Annotated in this window: 30 protein-coding genes; all 30 read left to right on the forward strand. The window is 68.9% G+C overall.

Translation table 11 applies throughout. The features are described 5' to 3' along the window. Positions 1 to 6: 6 nt before the first annotated feature. The 30 genes from mutY to rpsM all read left to right on the forward strand — a co-directional run bounded on the left by mutY (position 7) and on the right by rpsM (position 18479). Positions 7 to 1107: an A/G-specific adenine glycosylase gene (mutY, locus tag ANAE109_RS09720; RefSeq protein ID WP_012096688.1), complete on the forward strand. Its 1101-nt coding sequence runs from the start codon at positions 7 to 9 to the stop codon at positions 1105 to 1107. Between the two features lie 428 nt (positions 1108 to 1535). After that, a complete protein-coding gene (gene rpsL, locus ANAE109_RS09725) occupies positions 1536 to 1907 on the forward strand; it encodes a 30S ribosomal protein S12 (protein ID WP_012096689.1) in 372 nt (123 codons plus the stop codon). Between the two features lie 20 nt (positions 1908 to 1927). After that, positions 1928 to 2398, forward strand: coding sequence for a 30S ribosomal protein S7 (rpsG, locus tag ANAE109_RS09730; protein WP_012096690.1), 471 nt, complete (start codon positions 1928 to 1930; stop codon positions 2396 to 2398). Positions 2399 to 2611: 213 nt separating this feature from the next. Beyond that, positions 2612 to 4705 carry an elongation factor G gene (gene fusA, locus ANAE109_RS09735; RefSeq protein WP_012096691.1) on the forward strand — a complete coding sequence of 698 codons (2094 nt, stop codon included), beginning with the start codon at positions 2612 to 2614 and terminating at the stop codon, positions 4703 to 4705. 33 nt (positions 4706 to 4738) lie between these two features. Further along, on the forward strand, positions 4739 to 5929 hold the full coding sequence (gene tuf / locus ANAE109_RS09740; RefSeq protein WP_012096692.1) for an elongation factor Tu: 1191 nt from the start codon (positions 4739 to 4741) through the stop codon (positions 5927 to 5929). Positions 5930 to 6018: 89 nt separating this feature from the next. Further along, on the forward strand, positions 6019 to 6324 hold the full coding sequence (rpsJ, locus tag ANAE109_RS09745; RefSeq protein WP_011421000.1) for a 30S ribosomal protein S10: 306 nt from the start codon (positions 6019 to 6021) through the stop codon (positions 6322 to 6324). A gap of 12 nt (positions 6325 to 6336) precedes the next feature. Next, entirely contained in the window at positions 6337 to 6957 is a 621-nt protein-coding gene (gene rplD, locus ANAE109_RS09750; RefSeq protein WP_012096693.1) for a 50S ribosomal protein L4, read from the forward strand. Then, positions 6954 to 7247 (forward strand): 50S ribosomal protein L23, encoded by a 294-nt coding sequence (locus ANAE109_RS09755; protein WP_012096694.1) that lies wholly within the window; start codon positions 6954 to 6956, stop codon positions 7245 to 7247. The genes rplD and ANAE109_RS09755 overlap by 4 nt, the downstream gene beginning before the upstream one ends. A 22-nt stretch (positions 7248 to 7269) precedes the next feature. Further along, positions 7270 to 8118, forward strand: coding sequence for a 50S ribosomal protein L2 (gene rplB, locus ANAE109_RS09760; RefSeq protein WP_012096695.1), 849 nt, complete (start codon positions 7270 to 7272; stop codon positions 8116 to 8118). A 23-nt stretch (positions 8119 to 8141) separates the two neighbouring features. After that, on the forward strand, positions 8142 to 8432 hold the full coding sequence (gene rpsS / locus ANAE109_RS09765) for a 30S ribosomal protein S19 (RefSeq protein ID WP_012096696.1): 291 nt from the start codon (positions 8142 to 8144) through the stop codon (positions 8430 to 8432). 13 nt (positions 8433 to 8445) lie between these two features. Beyond that, positions 8446 to 8880, forward strand: a complete 435-nt coding sequence (gene rplV / locus ANAE109_RS09770) for a 50S ribosomal protein L22 (protein ID WP_012096698.1) — start codon at positions 8446 to 8448, stop codon at positions 8878 to 8880. Between the two features lie 20 nt (positions 8881 to 8900). After that, a complete protein-coding gene (rpsC, locus tag ANAE109_RS09775) occupies positions 8901 to 9575 on the forward strand; it encodes a 30S ribosomal protein S3 (protein WP_012096699.1) in 675 nt (224 codons plus the stop codon). A gap of 32 nt (positions 9576 to 9607) precedes the next feature. Then, the gene (rplP, locus tag ANAE109_RS09780) at positions 9608 to 10024 is read left to right on the forward strand and encodes a 50S ribosomal protein L16 (RefSeq protein ID WP_012096700.1); all 417 of its coding nucleotides are present in this window, start codon (positions 9608 to 9610) and stop codon (positions 10022 to 10024) included. A 13-nt stretch (positions 10025 to 10037) separates the two neighbouring features. After that, positions 10038 to 10313, forward strand: a complete 276-nt coding sequence (rpmC, locus tag ANAE109_RS09785) for a 50S ribosomal protein L29 (protein WP_012096701.1) — start codon at positions 10038 to 10040, stop codon at positions 10311 to 10313. Between the two features lie 5 nt (positions 10314 to 10318). Continuing rightward, positions 10319 to 10576, forward strand: coding sequence for a 30S ribosomal protein S17 (rpsQ, locus tag ANAE109_RS09790; protein WP_012096702.1), 258 nt, complete (start codon positions 10319 to 10321; stop codon positions 10574 to 10576). Between the two features lie 3 nt (positions 10577 to 10579). Beyond that, positions 10580 to 10948, forward strand: a complete 369-nt coding sequence (gene rplN / locus ANAE109_RS09795) for a 50S ribosomal protein L14 (protein WP_012096703.1) — start codon at positions 10580 to 10582, stop codon at positions 10946 to 10948. 2 nt (positions 10949 to 10950) lie between these two features. Beyond that, on the forward strand, positions 10951 to 11265 hold the full coding sequence (gene rplX / locus ANAE109_RS09800) for a 50S ribosomal protein L24 (protein ID WP_012096704.1): 315 nt from the start codon (positions 10951 to 10953) through the stop codon (positions 11263 to 11265). Between the two features lie 100 nt (positions 11266 to 11365). Next, positions 11366 to 11908 (forward strand): 50S ribosomal protein L5, encoded by a 543-nt coding sequence (gene rplE, locus ANAE109_RS09805; RefSeq protein WP_012096705.1) that lies wholly within the window; start codon positions 11366 to 11368, stop codon positions 11906 to 11908. Positions 11909 to 11919: 11 nt separating this feature from the next. Further along, a complete protein-coding gene (locus ANAE109_RS09810) occupies positions 11920 to 12105 on the forward strand; it encodes a type Z 30S ribosomal protein S14 (RefSeq protein WP_012096706.1) in 186 nt (61 codons plus the stop codon). A gap of 12 nt (positions 12106 to 12117) precedes the next feature. After that, on the forward strand, positions 12118 to 12516 hold the full coding sequence (gene rpsH, locus ANAE109_RS09815) for a 30S ribosomal protein S8 (protein ID WP_012096707.1): 399 nt from the start codon (positions 12118 to 12120) through the stop codon (positions 12514 to 12516). A 13-nt stretch (positions 12517 to 12529) separates the two neighbouring features. Continuing rightward, entirely contained in the window at positions 12530 to 13072 is a 543-nt protein-coding gene (gene rplF / locus ANAE109_RS09820) for a 50S ribosomal protein L6 (RefSeq protein ID WP_012096708.1), read from the forward strand. A gap of 60 nt (positions 13073 to 13132) precedes the next feature. Continuing rightward, positions 13133 to 13492 (forward strand): 50S ribosomal protein L18, encoded by a 360-nt coding sequence (gene rplR / locus ANAE109_RS09825; protein WP_012096709.1) that lies wholly within the window; start codon positions 13133 to 13135, stop codon positions 13490 to 13492. A gap of 11 nt (positions 13493 to 13503) precedes the next feature. Then, positions 13504 to 14010, forward strand: a complete 507-nt coding sequence (gene rpsE / locus ANAE109_RS09830; protein ID WP_012096710.1) for a 30S ribosomal protein S5 — start codon at positions 13504 to 13506, stop codon at positions 14008 to 14010. A gap of 9 nt (positions 14011 to 14019) precedes the next feature. After that, positions 14020 to 14259: a 50S ribosomal protein L30 gene (gene rpmD / locus ANAE109_RS09835; protein WP_012096711.1), complete on the forward strand. Its 240-nt coding sequence runs from the start codon at positions 14020 to 14022 to the stop codon at positions 14257 to 14259. 36 nt (positions 14260 to 14295) lie between these two features. After that, on the forward strand, positions 14296 to 14790 hold the full coding sequence (gene rplO, locus ANAE109_RS09840; protein WP_012096712.1) for a 50S ribosomal protein L15: 495 nt from the start codon (positions 14296 to 14298) through the stop codon (positions 14788 to 14790). Positions 14791 to 14862: 72 nt separating this feature from the next. Further along, positions 14863 to 16200, forward strand: coding sequence for a preprotein translocase subunit SecY (secY, locus tag ANAE109_RS09845; protein ID WP_012096713.1), 1338 nt, complete (start codon positions 14863 to 14865; stop codon positions 16198 to 16200). Between the two features lie 52 nt (positions 16201 to 16252). Continuing rightward, positions 16253 to 16897 carry an adenylate kinase gene (locus ANAE109_RS09850; RefSeq protein WP_012096714.1) on the forward strand — a complete coding sequence of 215 codons (645 nt, stop codon included), beginning with the start codon at positions 16253 to 16255 and terminating at the stop codon, positions 16895 to 16897. A 23-nt stretch (positions 16898 to 16920) separates the two neighbouring features. Next, a complete protein-coding gene (gene map / locus ANAE109_RS09855; RefSeq protein WP_012096715.1) occupies positions 16921 to 17730 on the forward strand; it encodes a type I methionyl aminopeptidase in 810 nt (269 codons plus the stop codon). A gap of 222 nt (positions 17731 to 17952) precedes the next feature. Then, complete coding sequence (gene rpmJ / locus ANAE109_RS24110) at positions 17953 to 18069, forward strand: 50S ribosomal protein L36 (RefSeq protein ID WP_011420977.1); 117 nt, start codon at positions 17953 to 17955, stop codon at positions 18067 to 18069. A gap of 26 nt (positions 18070 to 18095) precedes the next feature. Next, positions 18096 to 18479 (forward strand): 30S ribosomal protein S13, encoded by a 384-nt coding sequence (gene rpsM / locus ANAE109_RS09860; RefSeq protein WP_012096716.1) that lies wholly within the window; start codon positions 18096 to 18098, stop codon positions 18477 to 18479. The last annotated feature ends 42 nt before the right edge of the window (positions 18480 to 18521 follow it).

Genomic DNA, 18521 nt, shown 5'->3' on the forward strand with positions numbered 1-18521 from the left:
CGCGGCGTGATCGTCCCGTCCGGCCGCCGGGCCGCGCTGCGCCGCCGCCTCCTCGCCTGGTACGACGCCGAGCGCCGCGCCCTCCCCTGGCGCTTCGCGCAGCGCGGGGCGGATCCGTACCGCGTGTGGATCTCGGAGGTGATGCTGCAGCAGACCCAGGTCGCGACCGTGGTGCCGTACTTCGAGCGGTTCGTCGCGCGGTTCCCGACGCTCGAGGCGCTGGCGGCGGCCCCCGAGGACGAGGTGCTCGCGCGGTGGAGAGGCCTCGGCTACTACGCCCGCGCCCGCAACCTCCACGCGGCCGCGCGCGCGGCGCTCGCGCGCCACGGCGCGCTGCCGTCCGCGGTCGACGCGCTGCGCGCGCTCCCCGGCTTCGGCCCCTACACCGCGGGTGCCGTCGCGAGCATCGCCTTCGCGCGGCCAGCCCCCGCCGTGGACGGCAACGTGGCGCGCGTGCTCGCGCGGCTCTTCTGCGTCGAGGGGAGCCTCGCCGCGCCGGCGACGCAGCGCCGCCTGTGGGACCTCGCCGGCGAGCTCGTCCCGCCCGATCGCCCCGGCGACTTCAACCAGGCGCTCATGGAGCTCGGGGCGATGGTGTGCCGCAAGGCCGCCCCTGGCTGCGCGCGCTGTCCGCTGCGGACGAGCTGCGCGGCGCGGAGGCTGGGACGCGCCGAGCAGGTGCCGCCCGCGCGACGGAGAGGCGCTCGCCGGGCGGTGACCATGGCGTGCGCGGTGGCGGAGGTGGGCGGCGCGCTCGTCCTGGTGCGCCGGGCCCCGGGCGGCCTTCTGGGCGGCCTGTGGGATCTCCCCGCGGTGGACTCGACCGGCGCGACGGAGGCGCACGCCGCGGCGGCCCTCCTCCGCGAGCTGCGCGGGCGCTTCGGCGCGCGCGTCGCCGTCGGAGCTCCGCGGGGCGAGGTGACGCGGACGCTCACCCATCGGACCTTGACGCTGCGCGCGCACGCGTGCGTGGTGCCGGCGCGGCGTGCGCACGGGGAGGGCGTCCGGCTCGTGCCCCCGGAGGCGCTCGCCGAGGTCGGGATGTCGGCCGCGACGCGCGCGCTCCTCGCCGCGGCCGGCTGGCCGGGCCGCTCTTCGCGCCGCTGAGGCCTCCACGCTTCCCTGCGGCGGCGCGCGGCGGCGGCGCTCGCGGCCCGCGGGCGAGCGCCTCGTCGAGGGGCCAGCGTGTTCGTCTACGGGGACGGTCGATCGCGCTGGTTCTCGTCCCGGGAGGCGCTCGCCCGCCAGCTCGATCGGAGCGGCTTCGAGATCCGCTACCCACGAGCTGCACGAGCCCTGGCGCGACAGCGTGCACGGCAGGAGGGACGTCTTCCACTGCGTCCGTTGTTCTCCCCGCGCGGGCGATCGAGCCGCGCTCCAGACGCGGTCCGGAGGGCGCCGCGCGCAAACGCGCGGAAGGGCTTGACTCCGGAACGCGCACCCGTATAATCCGCCGCCCTTACGACGGGATTTGTCCATCGCGCCCGGGTCCCACGATTCCGGCGCGTTTTTGCTGGGAAAAGAGCTCGCTCAAGATGCCGACGATCAGCCAGCTGGTGCGCAAGGGGCGCGAGAAGCTCCTCACGAAGAAGAAGGCGCCCGCGCTCAAGGAGTCGCCGCAGAAGCGCGGCGTCTGCACGCGCGTGTACACCACGACGCCCAAGAAGCCGAACTCGGCGCTCCGCAAGGTCGCCCGCGTCCGCCTCACGAACGGCTTCGAGGTGACGAGCTACATCCCTGGCGTCGGCCACAACCTGCAGGAGCACTCGGTGGTGCTCATCCGCGGGGGCCGCGTGAAGGACCTCCCGGGCGTCCGCTACCACATCGTCCGCGGGACCCTCGACGCCGTCGGCGTGCAGGGCCGCAAGCAGGGTCGCTCGAAGTACGGCGCCAAGCGCCCGAGCTAGCCCGAGAAGGATAAGGTCCGATGCCTCGTCGTCGCGAAGTCGAGAAGCGCAAGATTCTGCCCGATCCGAAGTTCCAGGACCGGATCGTGGCGAAGTTCGTCAACAACCTGATGCGCGAGGGGAAGAAGTCCACCGGCGAGCGCATCATCTACGGCGCGTTCGACCAGGTCGAGCAGAAGCTCAAGGACGATCCGCTCAAGATCTTCAAGAAGGCGCTCGACAACGTGAAGCCGGTCGTCGAGGTGAAGAGCCGCCGCGTCGGTGGCGCCACGTACCAGGTGCCCGTCGAGGTCCGCCAGGATCGTCGCACCGCGCTTGCAATGCGCTGGCTGATCGACTACTCGAAGGCCCGCGGCGAGAAGACGATGCAGGAGAAGCTCGCCGGCGAGATCATCGACGCCGCGAACAACCGCGGGAACGCGGTGAAGAAGCGCGAGGACACGCACAAGATGGCCGAGGCCAACAAGGCCTTCGCGCACTACCGGTGGTAATCGCTCGGGCTCGCGGCGGGCGGCCTTCGGGTCGCTCGCGGTGAGCGGGAAGGGTCGAGGGAGGATCGACGGAGAGCAGGGTCGGCTGTGCCGGCCGGGGTTTCGGTAGACGGGCCCGCTTCGCTCTTTGACAGCTCGGTCGGTTTGGCGGTGTCGCCGGAGCTCCGGCGCACCGGTCTTGCGCACGCACGAAGGATTCGAAGGAACGATCAGATGCCCCGTAACAGTCCACTCGAGCGCTATCGCAACTTCGGCATCATGGCTCACATCGATGCCGGCAAGACGACTACGACCGAGCGCATCCTTTTCTACACGGGCGTCACGCACAAGATCGGCGAGGTCCATGAGGGCACCACCGTCATGGACTGGATGGAGCAGGAGCGCGAGCGCGGCATCACCATCACCTCCGCCGCGACCACCGCGTTCTGGCGCGATCACCGGCTGAACATCATCGACACCCCGGGGCACGTCGACTTCACGATCGAGGTCGAGCGCTCGCTGCGCGTCCTCGACGGCGCGTGCGCCGTGTTCGACGCCGTGCAGGGCGTGCAGCCCCAGTCCGAGACGGTCTGGCGGCAGGCCGACAAGTACAAGGTCCCGCGCATCTGCTTCATCAACAAGATGGACCGCATCGGTGCGGACTACTTCCGCGCCGTCCAGACCATCCAGCAGAAGCTGAGCGCGCGTCCGGTGTCGCTCCAGATCCCCATCGGCGCCGAGGACAAGTTCCGCGGCATGGTCGACCTCGTCAAGATGAAGGGCATCACCTTCGACGACGAGACGATGGGCGCGAAGTACCAGGAGATCGAGATCCCGGAGAACCTCCGGGAGCTGGCCGCCGAGTACCGCTCGAAGCTCGAGGAGGCCGCCGCCGAGGTCGACGACGAGCTGATGCACAAGTACCTCGACGGTCGCCCGCTCACGAACGAGGAGCTCCTCCGCGGCCTGCGCAAGGGCACGCTCGAGATGAGGTTCTTCCCGGTCATCTGCGGGACGGCCTTCAAGAACAAGGGCGTCCAGCAGATCCTCGACGCGGTCGTCGACTTCCTGCCCGGGCCGCTCGACGTTCCGGCCGTGAAGGGCGTGACGCTGAAGGGTGAGGAGGTCACCCGCGCCACCTCGGACTCGGAGCCGTTCAGCGCGCTCGCGTTCAAGATCATGAACGACCCGTTCGTCGGGAACCTCACGTTCTTCCGCGTGTACTCGGGGAAGCTCGAGGCCGGGTCCTACGTGCAGAACGCGACGAAGGACAAGAAGGAGCGCATCGGCCGCCTCCTCCAGATGCACGCGAACAAGCGCGAGGAGATCAAGGAGGTCTACGCCGGCGACATCGCCGCCGCCGTCGGTCTCCGCGCGACGACCACGGGCGACACGCTCTGCGACGAGGCGAACCCGGTCGTCCTCGAGCGGATGGAGTTCCCGGAGCCGGTGATCGACGTGGCCATCGAGCCCAAGTCGAAGGCCGACCAGGACAAGATGGGCATCGCCCTGAACCGCCTGCAGATGGAGGACCCCTCCTTCCGCGTCCACACCGACGAGGAGACGGGCCAGACCATCATCGCGGGCATGGGCGAGCTCCACCTCGAGATCCTCGTGGATCGCATGTTCCGCGAGTTCAAGGTCGAGGCGAACGTCGGCAAGCCGCAGGTCGCCTACCGCGAGACGATCACGAAGCAGGTCGAGTCCGAGGGCCGCTACATCCGGCAGACCGGCGGCCGCGGCCAGTACGGCCACTGCTGGCTGCGCCTCATCCCGCAGGAGCCGGGCAAGGGCTTCGAGTTCGTGAACGCCACGGTCGGCGGGTCGATCCCGAAGGAGTTCATTAGCCCGATCCAGAAGGGCATCGAGGAGGCCATGACGAGCGGCGTGCTCGCGGGCTACCCGGTGGTCGACATCAAGGTGGAGGTGTTCGACGGCAGCTATCACGACGTCGACTCGTCCGAGATGGCGTTCAAGATCGCCGGCTCGATGGGCTTCAAGGACGGCGCGGCGAAGGCGAAGCCGATCCTCCTCGAGCCGATCATGGCGGTCGAGGTCACGACCCCCGACGACTACATGGGCGACGTCATCGGCGACCTGAACTCGCGCCGCGGCAAGATCCAGGCGATGAACCCGGGGACGGGCATCCAGGTGATCGAGGCGCTCGTGCCGCTCGCGGAGATGTTCGGCTACGCCACCGACCTCCGCTCCAAGACGCAGGGCCGCGCCACCTACTCGATGCAGTTCAAGCACTACGCGCAGGTCCCGAACAACATCGCGGAAACCATCGTCTCCAAGGCGAAGGGCACCGCCGCGGCCACCAAGTAGCCGCCAGACACTCCGAGAGGAAGAGAGGAAGCCATGGCCAAGGAGAAGTTCGAGCGCAACAAGCCGCACGTGAACGTCGGGACGATCGGTCACGTCGACCACGGCAAGACCACGCTGACGGCGGCCATCACGAAGTACTGCGCGACGCAGGGTCGGGCGCAGTTCATGGCGTACGACCAGATCGACAAGGCGCCGGAGGAGCGCGAGCGCGGCATCACGATCGCGACGGCGCACGTCGAGTACTCGACGGACAAGCGCCACTACGCGCACGTCGACTGCCCGGGCCACGCGGACTACGTGAAGAACATGATCACGGGCGCGGCGCAGATGGACGGCGCCATCCTGGTGGTCAGCGCGGCGGACGGCCCGATGCCTCAGACGCGGGAGCACATCCTGCTCGCGCGGCAGGTGGGCGTGCCGTACATGGTCGTCTTCCTGAACAAGGTCGACATGGTGGACGACAAGGAGCTGCTCGACCTCGTGGAGCTCGAGGTCCGTGAGCTGCTCAGCGAGTACGAGTTCCCCGGGAACGAGATCCCGATCGTGAAGGGGTCGGCGCTGAAGGCGCTGGAGGGGGACAAGAGCGAGCTGGGCGAGCCGGCGATCCAGCAGCTGCTGGACGCGGTGGACAGCTACATCCCGACGCCGAAGCGCGCGACGGACAAGCCGTTCCTGATGCCGGTCGAGGACGTGTTCTCGATCTCCGGGCGCGGGACGGTGGCGACCGGGCGCGTGGAGCGCGGGATCATCAAGGTCGGCGAGGAGGTCGAGGTGGTCGGCCTCAAGCCCACGGCGAAGACGGTGGTGACGGGCGTGGAGATGTTCCGCAAGCTGCTCGACGAGGGGCAGGCGGGCGACAACATCGGCGCGCTGCTCCGCGGCCTGAAGCGCGAGGAGGTGGAGCGCGGTCAGGTGCTGGCGAAGCCGGGCTCGATCACGCCGCACACCAAGTTCAAGGCGGAGGTCTACGTCCTCACGAAGGAGGAGGGCGGGCGCCACACGCCGTTCTTCAACGGGTACCGGCCCCAGTTCTACTTCCGCACGACGGACGTGACGGGCTCGGTGCAGCTGCCGGCGGGCGTCGAGATGGTGATGCCCGGCGACAACATCGGCATGGAGGTGGAGCTCATCACGCCCATCGCCATGGAGAAGGAGCTCCGCTTCGCGATCCGCGAGGGCGGCCGGACGGTCGGGGCGGGAGTTGTGGCCGAGGTCATCCAGTAGGTAGCACCGCCGGCGAACGGCGGAGCCTGACCCTGCAGCTCGGGGGGCAGGCTCCGCGCCGCGCCGAGCGACGGAGAGAAGGCTTTCCGATGGCGACTCAGAAGATTCGGATCCGGCTCAAGGCCTACGACTACAAGCTGCTCGACCAGTCGGCCGGGGAGATCGTCGAGACCGCGAAGCGCACCGGCGCGAAGGTGGCCGGTCCGATTCCGCTCCCCACACGGATCAACAAGTTCACCGTTCTCCGCAGCCCGCACGTCGACAAGAAGTCGCGGGAGCAGTTCGAGATTCGGACGCACAAGCGGCTGCTCGACATCCTCGAGCCCACGCCGCAGACGCTCGATGCGCTCATGAAGCTCGACCTCTCCGCCGGCGTCGACGTGGAGATCAAGTAGTCGAGGGACATCATGGCCAAGTTCGACGTCTACGACCTCGACAAGAAGAAGGTGGGCGAGATCGAGCTCGCCGACGCCGTCTTCGCGGGCGAGGTGAACGAGCACCTCTTCTACGAGGTGGTGAAGGCGAAGCTCGCCTCCGATCGCTCGGGCACCCACGCCGTGAAGAACCGGTCCCTCGTGTCCGGCGGCGGCAAGAAGCCCTGGAAGCAGAAGCACACCGGTCGCGCCCGTCAGGGCTCGACGCGGGCGTCGCAGTGGGTGGGCGGCGGCAAGGCCATGGGGCCGAAGCCGCGCGACTACTCCTACGACGTTCCGAAGAAGGTCCGGAAGGCGGCCCTGCGCTCGGCGCTCGCGCTCCGCAGCCAGGAGCAGAAGCTCGTCATCGTGCAGGAGTGGAAGCCGGCCGAGCCGAAGACCTCCGCCGCGGCGAAGGTGCTCGCGAAGCTCGGCGCGAGGAAGGCGCTCGTGGTGGACGCGGCCGCGAACGCCGCGCTCGCGAGGAGCGTGCGGAACCTCGACGGCTCGGACTTCCTCGCGGCCGAGGGGCTCAACGTCTACGACATCCTGAAGCACGACGCGCTCGTGCTGACGGCCGAGACCGCGAAGATGCTGGAGGCCAGCCTGTCATGAACCTCGCCATCCAGGACGTGGTGAAGCGCCCGCTCATCACCGAGAAGGCCGAGCGGAACCGGGAGGCGAACCGTCAGTTCGCCTTCGAGGTCCACCGGGACGCGACGAAGATCCAGGTGAAGCAGGCGGTGGAGAAGCTCTTCAACGTGCACGTCCTCGACGTGCGCACCGCCATCGCGCGCGGGAAGAACAAGCGCGTCGGCCGGAACGTCGGCCGCCGCCCCAACTGGAAGAAGGCCTTCGTGACCCTCAAGGAAGGCGAGACGATCGCCCTCTTCGAGGGGACGTAGAGGCGAGGGGACGGAGACCAACATGGCCCTCAAACAGTACAAGCCGACGAGCCCTGCCCGACGGGGCATGACGGTGTCGGACTTCGCGGAGATCACGAAGTCCAAGCCGGAGAAGAAGCTCACGAAGCCGGTCCGCAAGTCCGGCGGCCGCAACGCGCACGGCCACATCACGACCCGCCACATCGGCGGCGGCCACAAGCGTCGCTACCGCGTGATCGACTGGCGGCGCGACAAGGACGGCGTGCCGGCGAAGGTCGCGGCGATCGAGTACGACCCGAACCGCACGGCGCGTATCGCGCTGCTGAACTACGCGGACGGCGAGAAGCGCTACATCCTCGCGCCCGTCGGCGTGAACGTGGGCGACACGCTCGTCTCCGGCGAGACGGTCGACATCCGCCCGGGGAACGCGCTGCCGATCAAGGCGATCCCGCTCGGCACCGTGATCCACAACGTCGAGGCCCAGCCCGGCTCCGGCGGGAAGATGATCCGCTCCGCGGGCTCCTTCGGCCAGCTCATGGCGAAGGAGGGGCTGTACGCCCAGATCCGCATGCCGTCCGGCGAGGTCCGCAAGGTCCTGCAGGACTGCAAGGCGACCATCGGCCAGCTCTCCAACGTCGAGAACTCGACCGTCCGCCTCGGCAAGGCGGGCAAGAGCCGCTACCTCGGCCGCCGTCCGACCGTGCGCGGCCTCGCGATGAACCCGGTCGATCACCCGCACGGCGGCGGCGAGGGCAAGTCCGGTCAGGGCAACCCGCACCCGGTCTCGCCGTGGGGCCAGAAGACCAAGGGCCAGAAGACTCGCAACAACCGCCGCACTGACAAGTTCATCGTCTCGCGCCGCAAGCCGGGCCCGCGCAACACGCCCCAGTAGCGAGCGAGAAGGGACAGCGACTCATGGCGCGTTCGATCAAGAAGGGCCCGTTCGCGGACAAGCACCTCACGAAGAAGGTCGAGGACGCGAACAAGGGCAACAAGAAGTCGGTCATCAAGACCTGGTCGCGGCGGAGCACGATCCTGCCGGACTTCGTCGGCCACACGTTCGCGGTCCACAACGGGCGCAAGTTCGTCCCGGTGTTCGTGACCGAGAACATGGTCGGCCACAAGCTCGGCGAGTTCGCCCCGACCCGCACCTTCCACGGCCACTCGGCCGAGAAGAAGGCGGCGGCTGCGCCCGCCAGGAAGTAGCGAGGGAACGGAAATGGCCGAGACCCAGACCACGAAGAAGGGCGCCAAGCGCGTGCGCCAGCCGGTGCCCGCGCGCCGCTCCAAGCCGAACCGGCCCGCGAAGGCGGCGCCGGGCCCGCACGCCTCGCTGAGCTTCCTCCGCGTCGCGCCGCGCAAGGTGCGGCTCGTCGCGGACGAGGTGCGCGGGATGCCGGTCGGCGACGCGCTCGCGGTGCTGAAGTACACGCCGCAGGCGGCCGCGAAGCACCTCTCGAAGCTCATCCGCTCGGCGGTGGCGAACGCCGAGCAGAAGGGCGGCCGCGTGGACGTGGACGTCCTCGTCGTGAAGACCCTCACGGTCGACCAGGGCCCCAAGATGCGGCGCTTCATGCCCCGCGCGATGGGCCGGGCCTTCCGCATCGAGAAGAAGACGAGCCACGTCTACGTCGAGCTCGGGACCGCGCAGTAGCCAGGAATCGAGGAGAGCACATGGGACAGAAAGTCCATCCGATCGGGTTCCGGCTCGGCGTCATCCGGTCCTGGGATTCGAAGTGGTACGAAGAGAAGAACTACGCCAAGTGGCTGCACGAGGACATCCACCTCCGCGAGTACGTGAAGGAGAAGCTCGGCCAGGCCGGCATCTCCCGCATCGAGATCGAGCGCGCCGCGAACAAGGTGAAGATCAACGTGCACACGGCGCGGCCGGGCATCGTGATCGGCAAGCGCGGCGCGGGCATCGAGACGATCAAGAAGGAGCTGCAGGGTAAGACCGACAACGAGGTCTACCTGAACGTCGTCGAGGTCCGTAAGGCCGAGACGGACGCGCAGCTCGTCGCCGAGAACATCGCGACCCAGCTCGAGCGCCGCATCGCGTTCCGCCGCGCCATGAAGAAGTCCGTCCAGACGGCCCTCAAGTTCGGCGCGAAGGGGATCCGCGTGGCCTGCTCCGGCCGCCTCGGCGGCTCGGAGATGGCGCGGTACGAGTGGTACCGCGAGGGCCGCGTGCCGCTGCACACGCTGCGCGCGGACATCGACTACGGGTTCGCCGAGGCGAAGACCACCTACGGGAAGATCGGCTGCAAGGTCTGGATCATGCGGGGCGAGGTGCTGCCCCAGTCCGCCAGCGCGCGCCCGCCGCGCAGCGCCGGCGGCGCCCGGCCCTGATGCCGCGCCCAGCACACCTCTAGGAGACGCACATGCTTCAGCCGGCGCGAACGAAGTACCGCAAGATGATGAAGGGCCGCATGCGGGGCAAGGCCTACCGCGGCTCGGACCTGAACCAGGGCGAGTACGGCCTGCAGGCCACCGAGTGCGGCTGGCTCACCGCGCGCCAGATCGAGGCCGCCCGCGTGGCGATCACCCGCTACGTCAAGCGGGGCGGCAAGCTCTGGATCCGGGTCTTCCCGGACAAGCCGATCACCAAGAAGCCCGCCGAGACGCGCATGGGCACCGGCAAGGGCAACGTGGAGTACTACGTGGCCGTCGTGAAGCCCGGCCGCGTGCTCTACGAGCTGGCGGGCGTCGACGACGAGTCGGCGAAGAAGGCTTTCCACCTCGCCGCCCACAAGCTGCCCGTCGCGACGAAGCTCGTGAAGCGCGGCAGCACGCTGTAGGAGGGAACGAGCGATGGCGACCGTCAAGGAGCTGCGCGAGCTGGAGCGGAACGAGCTTCTCGCACGCGCGGCGGAGCTGAAGCAGACGCTCTTCGATCTCAAGAACAAGCACTCGACCGGCGTGCTCGACTCGACCGCCGATCTCGCCAAGACCAAGCGCGAAGTCGCGCGGATCCTCATGGTCGCCCGCGAGAAGGAGATCTCCGCGGCCAAGGCCGCGACCCCCCAGGGGGCCCCGAAGATGAAGGCGGCTACGCCGCGTCGAACCGATCTCGAGGCGAAGGAGTGAGCGACATGGAGCGCGGCAACCGCAAGTCCCGTATCGGCGTGGTCGTCTCGAACAAGATGGCGAAGACCGTCGTCGTCAAGGTCGAGCGCCGGGTCGCCGATCCGAAGTACGGGAAGATCGTGAAGCGCGCCGAGAAGTACAAGGCGCACGACGAGAACAACGCCTGCCAGATCGGCGACAAGGTCCGGATCGTCGAGACCCGCCCGATGTCGAAGGACAAGCGCTGGCGCATCGCCGAGACCCTCGAGAAGGCGGAGGTCTAGGTCATGATCCAGCAGCAGACCATGCTCGACGTCGCCGACAACTCCGGCGCGAAGAAGGTCCAGTGCATCAAGGTGCTCGGGGGTAGCCGCCGCAGGTACGCCTCGATCGGCGACGTGATCGTCGTCTCGGTCAAGGAGGCGATCCCCCAGGCCAAGGTGAAGAAGGGCGAGGTCGCCCGCGCCGTCATCGTGCGCACGAGCCGCGAGGTCAAGCGGCCGGACGGCAGCTACATCCGCTTCGACGGGAACTCCGCGGTCCTCATCAACAAGGACCTCGAGCCCATCGGCACGCGCATCTTCGGGCCGGTGGCGCGCGAGCTCCGCGCCCGGAAGTTCATGAAGATCATCAGCCTCGCGCCGGAGGTTCTGTAGCCATGCCGGGCATCCGCAAGGGCGACACGGTCAAGATCATCTCCGGCAAGGAGAAGGGGAAGCAGGGCAAGGTCCTCGAGCTCCTCCCGGAGAAGGGTCGCGTCCGGATCGAGAAGCTGATGCTGGTGAAGCGCCACCAGAAGAAGGGGCGCAGCCAGGCCACGCCGGAGGGCGGGATCATCGAGAAGGAGGGCACCGTCGCCATCTCCAACGTGATGGTGCTCGTGGGCGACAAGCCCGTCCGTCGCGAGAAGATCAAGCGCGAGCTCGGCGCGAAGGAGAAGGCCAGGGCCGACCGGCGCAAGACCGCGAAGTAGGCGCGGGCTCGCCAGTCGGGATTTGGACGGCAGGGGTGGTTCGTAGGAAAACGCATCGCCCGGCACGCGAAGAGGCCGGCCGAAGGCAAGGGAGAGAACGATGGCAGCGCGTCTGAGGGAGCGGTACGAGAAGGAGATCCGCTCCGAGCTGATGAAGGAGCTCGGGTTCGCGAACCCGATGCAGGCCCCGAAGCTCGAGAAGATCGTCGTGAACATGGGGCTCGGTGAGGCGATCAACAACGGCAAGATCATCGACGCCTCCGTCGAGCAGCTCTCCGCCATCACCGGCCAGAAGCCGGTCGTGACGAAGGCGCGCAAGTCCATCGCGAACTTCAAGCTGCGCCAGGGCCAGTCGATCGGGGCGATGGTCACGCTCCGCGGCGACCGCATGTACGAGTTCTTCGACCGCCTCGTCTCGATCGCGCTCCCGCGCGTGCGCGACTTCAAGGGCGTGTCGCCCAAGGCGTTCGACGGCAAGGGCAACTACACGCTCGGCGTTCGCGAGCAGATCATCTTCCCCGAGATCAACTACGACAAGGTCGAGAAGATCAAAGGGATGAACATCACGGTCGTCACGACCGCGCGGAACGACGAGGAGGGCCGAGCGCTCCTGCGCCACCTCGGCATGCCGTTCCGTCAGTAAAAGGAGATCCCATGGCGAAGCTTTCGAAGATGGCGCAGGCCAAGCGCAAGCTGAAGTTTCCGGTCCGGCAGTACAACCGCTGCCCCCTCTGCGGCCGGCCGCGCGCGTTCCTGCGCAAGTTCCAGATGTGCCGTCTCTGCTTCCGCAAGCGCGCGCTGCAGGGCGAGATCACCGGCGTCATCAAGTCGAGCTGGTAAGGGAGACGCGAGATGAGCTTCACCGATCCCATTGGCGACATGCTGACGCGCATCCGCAACGCGTCGAACGCGCGTCACGAGAAGGTCCTGGTCCCCGCCTCCCGGTTGAAGGTCCGGATCGCGGAGGTCCTCCGCGACGAGGGCTTCATCAAGGACTTCGTCCGGCACGAGGACGGGCCCCAGGGCGCGATCACCATCGTCCTCAAGTACAGCGGCGACCGCGAGCCGGCCATCAGCGACATCAAGCGGGTGTCGAAGCCGGGCCTGCGGCGCTACGTGCCGACCGACTCCATCCCGCGCGTGCTCAACGGCATGGGCATCGCGATCCTCTCCACGTCCAAGGGCGTGATGGTCGATCGCGAGGCGCGCAAGCAGAAGGTCGGCGGCGAGCTGATCTGCACCGTCTGGTAAGGGAGCGACCGAGATGTCTCGCATCGGCAAGCTGCCCGTGAAGATCCCGGAGAAGGTGAAGGTCTCCGTGGACGGCAACCTCGTGAAGGTCGAGGGGCCCAAGGGCAAGATGTCCTTCCCCACGAATCCGCGCGTGAAGGTCGCGGTGGACAAGGGCGAGGTGCAGGTCACGCGCCCCGACGACTCCCCCGAGTCGAAGGGCTTGCACGGCCTCACCCGCACGCTGGTCAAGAACGCGCTCGACGGCGTCGTGAAGGGCTACGAGCGTGGCCTCGAGATCAACGGCGTCGGCTTCAAGGCCGAGGTGAAGGGGAAGGAGATCCACTTCGCCCTCGGCTTCTCCCACCCGGTGGTGTTCAAGCTGCCGGAGGGCGTGACCGCCGAGGTCGACGCGAAGCAGACGAAGCTCACGGTGAAGGGCGTGGACAAGCACGTCCTCGGCCTCACCGCCGCGAAGATCCGCGCGCTGCGCCCCCCCGAGCCGTACAAGGGCAAGGGCATCAAGTACGCGGAGGAGATCATCCGCCGCAAGGAAGGCAAGACCGGCGCCGCCTAGGCCCGGCAACCACCCCGCTCATGCGGCGGCTGTTCCCTCGCCGCCGCAAGGAGGAACGTCATGGCGAAGCACGTCACGCCGCGCGAGAAGCGCCGGGCCCGCATCCGCCGGAAGATCTCCGGCACGGCCGCCCGCCCGAGGCTCACCATCTACAAGAGCCTCAAGCACATGTACGCCCAGCTCGTGGACGACACGACGGGCACCACCATCGTCTCGATCGCGACGAACGCGAAGGCGCTCAGGGACGAGGTCAAGGACGACGACAAGACCGCCGCAGCGAAGCGCGTGGGCGAGGCCCTCGCGAAGGCGGCCATGGCGAAGGGGATCGAGGCGGTCGTGTTCGACCGCAACGGGTTCGACTACCACGGGCGCGTCGAGGCGGTGGCCGCAGCCGCGCGCGAGGCTGGGCTCAAGTTCTAGGAAGGTAACGAATGGCTACTCCCATCAACGCGAACGAGCTCGAGCTCCAGGACAAGGTCGTCCACATCAACCGCGTGGCGAAGGTCGTGAAGGGCGGCCGCCGGTTCAGCTTCTCGGCGCTCGTCGTCGTCGGCGACGGCAACGGCTACGTCGGCGTGGGCCTCGGGAAGGCGAACGAGGTCCCGGAGGCGATCCGCAAGGGCGGCGACCAGGCGAAGAAGAACCTCTTCAAGGTTCCGCTCGTCGGGACGACCATCCCCCACGAGGTGCTCGGCCACTTCGGCGCGGGCTGGGTGCTGCTCAAGCCCGCGGGCGAGGGCACCGGCGTCATCGCCGGCGGCACCGTGCGCGCGGTCCTCGAGGCGGCGGGCATCCGGAACGTCCTCACGAAGTGCCAGGGCTCGCGCAACCCGCACAACGTCCTCAAGGCGACCGTGGCGGGCCTGAAGCGCCTGCGCTCGGCGGACGACGCCGCCCGCGCGCGCGGCAAGCAGGCCGGCGAGCTCGGCGGGGCGTAAGGAGACATCATGGCTGCCATCCAGGTGAAGCTCGTCCGCGGGCTCGCGGGTTGCCCCGCGGCCCACCGGACCATCGTCGCGGGCCTCGGCCTCAAGAAGCGCGACTCCACGAAGATCCTGCCCGACACGCCGCAGACGATGGGGATGATCGCGAAGGTCTCCTACCTCGTCGAGTGGGAGCGGGTGGACCAGCCTGCGCCCGAGGGGCGGAAGGCCAGGAAGGCGAAGGCGGCGGCCCGGCAGGGTTAGACAGCCGCGCGCCCCGTGTTAAAAGGAGACTGTTCCATGTCGCTTTCCAAGCTCAAGGCGCCCAAGGGCGCGAACCGCGAGCGCACGCGCGTCGGCCGTGGCCAGGGATCTGGCCTCGGCAAGACCGCGGGCCGCGGCGGCAAGGGCCAGAAGGCCCGCTCCGGCAACATGCACTTCGAGGGGTTCGAGGGCGGCCAGATGCCGCTCCAGCGCCGCCTCCCGAAGTTCGGCTTCAAGAACGTCTTCCGGCGTGAGTTCGAGGAGGTGAAGGTCGGCGACCTCGACGGCCTCTCGGGCGTCGTGGACCCGGCCGCGCTGAAGGGCGCGGGCCTGGTGCGCGGGAACCGGGACGGCGTGGTCGTCCTCGGCGGCGGCGAGCTCAAGAGCGCCGTCACCGTGAAGGTGCACCGCGTCACCGCCGGCGCGCGCGCGGCCATCGAGAAGGCGGGCGGCACGGTGGAGCTCATCCCCGCGCCCGTCACGATGTACGAGAAGGCCAAGGCCGCCAGGAAGGCGCAGGCGAAGAAGTAGGGCGGGACGTCGCACGGCGGCGGCGTGCCCGCGTGGCGCGCCGCCCGCCGAGCGCAGGTGAAAGGGAAGCGCATGGCAGTCAGCGGGCTTGTGAACATCTTCAAGATCGCCGAGCTGCGCAAGCGGCTCCTCTTCACCCTGGGGATGCTCGCCGTCTACCGGCTCGGCATCTACGTCACCACCCCGGGCGTCGACCGGCAGGCGATGCAGAACGTCGTCTCGTCGGGGAACCTGCTCGGCCTCCTGAACTTCTTCTCCGGCGGCGCCTTCGAGCAGCTCTCGATCTTCGCGCTCGGCATCATGCCGTACGTGTCGGCGTCGATCATCCTGCAGCTGCTCACGGTGGTCGTGCCGGCGCTCGAGAAGCTCCAGAAGGAGGGCGAGCTCGGACGGCGCAAGATCACCCAGTACACGCGCTACCTGACCGTCGTCCTCGCCGCGATCCAGGGCTACGGGATCGCCACCTACCTCGAGACGCTGCGCGATCCGTCCGGCCTCTCGGTGGTGGCAAATCCGGGCTGGGGCTTCCGGCTCCTCACCATGATCTCCCTCGCCGCCGGCACCTCGTTCATCATGTGGATGGGCGAGCAGATCACCGAGCGCGGCGTCGGCAACGGCATCTCGCTCATCATCTTCGCGGGCATCGTCGCGCGCGCCCCGTCCGCGGCGTGGGCGACGTTCCAGGGGTTCAGGGCGCCCGGCTCGCAGATGAGCGAGCTCGGCCTCGTGATCCTCCTCGGCATCATGATCGTGGTGATCGGCGCCATCGTCTTCGTGGAGCGCGGCCAGCGCCGCATCCCGATCCAGTACGCGAAGCGCGTGGTGGGCCGGAAGCTCTACGGCGGCCAGTCGACCCACCTCCCGCTCAAGGTGAACACCGCGGGCGTCATCCCGCCGATCTTCGCCTCGTCGCTGCTGATGTTCCCGGCGACGCTGGGCGGCTGGATCCCGGCGCTCAGCCAGCTCTCCAACGCGCTCCAGGCGGGCAGCTGGATCTACAACGTGCTGTACATCGCCCTCATCGTCTTCTTCGCCTACTTCTACACCGCGGTGACGTTCAACCCGGTGGACGTCGCGGACAACCTCAAGAAGTACGGCGGGTACATCCCCGGCATCCGGCCCGGCAAGAAGACGGCGGACTACATCGACTACGTTCTGTCGCGCATCACCTTCGGCGGCGCGATCTACCTCGCCGCCGTCTGCGTGCTGCCGACCATCCTCACGAACGAGTTCAACATCAACTTCTACTTCGGCGGCACCTCCCTGCTCATCGTGGTGGGCGTGGCCCTCGACACGGTCCAGCAGATCGAGGGGCACCTCATCACGCGGCACTACGAGGGCTTCACCGGTCCCCGCGGGCCGCGGATCCGGGGCCGCAGGGTCTCGACCGGGCAGGCCGTCAACGCGTGACGCGCCGCTGGGCGCCGCTCGGCGCGGGACCCAGGGCGTCTCGGAGATCGCGATGATCCTCATCCTCCTCGGCCCCCCGGGGGCCGGCAAGGGCACGCAGGCGAAGCTCCTCGCGGCCGAGTACGGCGTCCCTCACATCTCGACCGGCGACATGTTCCGCGACCACAAGGCGCGCGGGACGGAGCTCGGCAAGACCGTCCAGGCGATCATGGACGCCGGCGGGCTCGTGACCGACGACATCACGAACGAGATGGTGAAGGACCGGCTCTCCCGCCCCGACGTGGCGAAGGGCTTCATCCTCGACGGCTATCCGCGGACGAGCGCGCAGGCGGAGTACCTCGACGGCCTGCTCGCCTCGGCGGGCCGGGCCATCTCCCGCGTCCTCTCCTACGAGGTCGCCGAGGAGGCGGTCGTGGAGCGGATCAGCGGCCGGCGCAGCTGCCCGAAGTGCGGCGCCGTCTACCACGTCTCCGCCAACCCGCCGCGGCGCATGGGCTACTGCGACCGCGACGACGCTGGCCTCGTGCAGCGCGACGACGACAAGCCGGAGAACGTGAAGAAGCGCATGGCCGAGTACGCCGCGAAGACCGAGCCGCTGAAGCGCTTCTACTCGGCGCGCGGGCTGCTCGCGACCGTCGAGGGCATCGGCACGCCCGAGGGCATCCTCGCGGTCACCAAGCGGGTCCTGGCGAGCTAGCGCCGGCCCTCGCCGGACCGGTCATGGACGGGCGCGCGCGCGACCGCATCGAGCTGCGGACCCCCGGGGAGATCGCGCGTATCCGCGAGGCCTGCCTCGTGGTGAGCGACGTCCTCGACGAGGTGGCCGCGGCGACCGTGCCCGGGGTGACGACGGCGGAGCTCGATCGGCTGGCCCGGACGCGCGCGCGGGAGCGGGGCGCCCAGCCGGCGTTCCTCGGCTACCACGGCTTCCCGGCGTCGCTCTGCGTCTCGGTGAACGACGAGGTCGTGCACGGGATCCCGTCGGAGGGGCGCGTCCTGCGCGACGGCGACGTGGTCGGCCTGGACTTCGGCGTCGTGCTGGACGGCTGGTTCGGCGACTCCGCGCGGACCGTGCCGGTGGGGAGGGTGGGCGCGGGTGCGGCGGGCCTGCTCCAGGCCACGCGCGAGGCGCTCTCACGCGCGATCGCCGCGGCGGTGCCGGGCGGACGGCTGGGCGACCTCGGCGCAGCCGTCCAGGCGCACGTCGAGCCGCGCGGCTTCTCGGTGGTGCGCGACTTCGTCGGGCACGGCATCGGGCGCAGGCTGCACGAGCCGCCGCAGATCCCGAACTTCGGGGTACGCGGCACGGGGCCTGCCCTCCGTCCGGGGATGGTCCTCGCCATCGAGCCGATGGTGAACGCCGGCGACCACGGCGTGGAGACGCTCGAGGACGGCTGGACGGCGGTGACCTCCGACGGGAGCCTGTCGGCTCACTTCGAGCACACCGTGGCCATCACCGCCGCGGGGCCGGAGATCCTGTCCTCGCGCGAGGGGCTGCGAGCGGGCGCCGGGACGGGCGGGGGAGGCTAGGAGAGGCGGTGGCGGCCGCCGCGAGTCTGCACGACCCGCTTGCAGCCGCGATTCCGCTATGTTATAGGGCCGCCTTCGCGAAGCCGCTCCCGTGGGGCGGCCTTCCGGGAAAGCCCGGAGAATACGGGCGGCTAGGACGGGGGTGCGATGGAGCGCTCCCGGGCCGCCAGTCCCGCCGGCCGTAGCGGCGGGGTTTTTCGTCTTTAGGGAAAGGCGTCGGTCATGAAGGTCCGCGCGTCGGTCAAGAAGATTTGCGACAAGTGCAAGGTCATCAAGCGCAAGGGCACCGTGCGGATCATCTGCCCGGCCAACCCCCGCCACAAGCAGCGCCAGGGCTAGGGCCCGGCGAGTAACGGAGAGACGGAATGGCTCGTATCGCCGGCGTCGACCTTCCCCGCGAGAAGCGGATCGAGGTCGCCCTCCAGTACATCTACGGCATCGGCAAGACGACCGCGCAGGCCATCTGCCACCGCGCCAACGTGGATGTCACGACGCGCACGAAGGACCTCACCGACGACGAGGTCCGCCGCATCCGCGAGACCATCGAGCAGGCGGTGAAGGTCGAGGGCGATCTCCGCCGCGAGATCTCGCTCAACATCAAGCGGCTCATGGACCTCGGCTGCTACCGGGGCCTCCGCCACCGCAAGGGCCTTCCGGTCCGCGGGCAGCGGACCCACACGAACGCGCGCACGCGCAAGGGGCCGAAGAAGGGCCTCGTGCGCAAGGCGGCCGCGCCGGCGCCGAAGTAACCGCTACGTCCTCAGACCGGAGATCTCAGAGTGGCTGACGAG

Origin of the sequence: Anaeromyxobacter sp. Fw109-5, from assembly GCF_000017505.1 — a bacterium.
Taxonomy (GTDB): Bacteria; Myxococcota; Myxococcia; order Myxococcales; family Anaeromyxobacteraceae; genus Anaeromyxobacter.

Bases quoted from the DNA above. Each gene is read 5' to 3' on its own strand.
- rplV (WP_012096698.1), top strand. From the start codon at position 8,446: ATGGCCGAGACCCAGACCACGAAGAAGGGCGCCAAGCGCGTGCGCCAG.
- rpsG (WP_012096690.1), top strand. From the start codon at position 1,928: ATGCCTCGTCGTCGCGAAGTCGAGAAGCGCAAGATTCTGCCCGATCCG.
- ANAE109_RS09810 (WP_012096706.1), top strand. From the start codon at position 11,920: ATGGCGAAGCTTTCGAAGATGGCGCAGGCCAAGCGCAAGCTGAAGTTT.
- rplP (WP_012096700.1), top strand. From the start codon at position 9,608: ATGCTTCAGCCGGCGCGAACGAAGTACCGCAAGATGATGAAGGGCCGC.
- rplX (WP_012096704.1), top strand. From the start codon at position 10,951: ATGCCGGGCATCCGCAAGGGCGACACGGTCAAGATCATCTCCGGCAAG.
- rplB (WP_012096695.1), top strand. From the start codon at position 7,270: ATGGCCCTCAAACAGTACAAGCCGACGAGCCCTGCCCGACGGGGCATG.
- rpsJ (WP_011421000.1), top strand. From the start codon at position 6,019: ATGGCGACTCAGAAGATTCGGATCCGGCTCAAGGCCTACGACTACAAG.
- rpsS (WP_012096696.1), top strand. From the start codon at position 8,142: ATGGCGCGTTCGATCAAGAAGGGCCCGTTCGCGGACAAGCACCTCACG.
- rplR (WP_012096709.1), top strand. From the start codon at position 13,133: ATGGCGAAGCACGTCACGCCGCGCGAGAAGCGCCGGGCCCGCATCCGC.
- rplO (WP_012096712.1), top strand. From the start codon at position 14,296: ATGTCGCTTTCCAAGCTCAAGGCGCCCAAGGGCGCGAACCGCGAGCGC.
- rplE (WP_012096705.1), top strand. From the start codon at position 11,366: ATGGCAGCGCGTCTGAGGGAGCGGTACGAGAAGGAGATCCGCTCCGAG.
- rpsC (WP_012096699.1), top strand. From the start codon at position 8,901: ATGGGACAGAAAGTCCATCCGATCGGGTTCCGGCTCGGCGTCATCCGG.
- map (WP_012096715.1), top strand. From the start codon at position 16,921: ATGGACGGGCGCGCGCGCGACCGCATCGAGCTGCGGACCCCCGGGGAG.
- ANAE109_RS09755 (WP_012096694.1), top strand. From the start codon at position 6,954: ATGAACCTCGCCATCCAGGACGTGGTGAAGCGCCCGCTCATCACCGAG.
- rplD (WP_012096693.1), top strand. From the start codon at position 6,337: ATGGCCAAGTTCGACGTCTACGACCTCGACAAGAAGAAGGTGGGCGAG.
- rplN (WP_012096703.1), top strand. From the start codon at position 10,580: ATGATCCAGCAGCAGACCATGCTCGACGTCGCCGACAACTCCGGCGCG.
- rplF (WP_012096708.1), top strand. From the start codon at position 12,530: ATGTCTCGCATCGGCAAGCTGCCCGTGAAGATCCCGGAGAAGGTGAAG.
- rpmJ (WP_011420977.1), top strand. From the start codon at position 17,953: ATGAAGGTCCGCGCGTCGGTCAAGAAGATTTGCGACAAGTGCAAGGTC.
- ANAE109_RS09850 (WP_012096714.1), top strand. From the start codon at position 16,253: ATGATCCTCATCCTCCTCGGCCCCCCGGGGGCCGGCAAGGGCACGCAG.
- rpsE (WP_012096710.1), top strand. From the start codon at position 13,504: ATGGCTACTCCCATCAACGCGAACGAGCTCGAGCTCCAGGACAAGGTC.
- rpmC (WP_012096701.1), top strand. From the start codon at position 10,038: ATGGCGACCGTCAAGGAGCTGCGCGAGCTGGAGCGGAACGAGCTTCTC.
- secY (WP_012096713.1), top strand. From the start codon at position 14,863: ATGGCAGTCAGCGGGCTTGTGAACATCTTCAAGATCGCCGAGCTGCGC.
- rpsM (WP_012096716.1), top strand. From the start codon at position 18,096: ATGGCTCGTATCGCCGGCGTCGACCTTCCCCGCGAGAAGCGGATCGAG.
- rpmD (WP_012096711.1), top strand. From the start codon at position 14,020: ATGGCTGCCATCCAGGTGAAGCTCGTCCGCGGGCTCGCGGGTTGCCCC.
- tuf (WP_012096692.1), top strand. From the start codon at position 4,739: ATGGCCAAGGAGAAGTTCGAGCGCAACAAGCCGCACGTGAACGTCGGG.
- rpsL (WP_012096689.1), top strand. From the start codon at position 1,536: ATGCCGACGATCAGCCAGCTGGTGCGCAAGGGGCGCGAGAAGCTCCTC.
- fusA (WP_012096691.1), top strand. From the start codon at position 2,612: ATGCCCCGTAACAGTCCACTCGAGCGCTATCGCAACTTCGGCATCATG.
- rpsH (WP_012096707.1), top strand. From the start codon at position 12,118: ATGAGCTTCACCGATCCCATTGGCGACATGCTGACGCGCATCCGCAAC.
- rpsQ (WP_012096702.1), top strand. From the start codon at position 10,319: ATGGAGCGCGGCAACCGCAAGTCCCGTATCGGCGTGGTCGTCTCGAAC.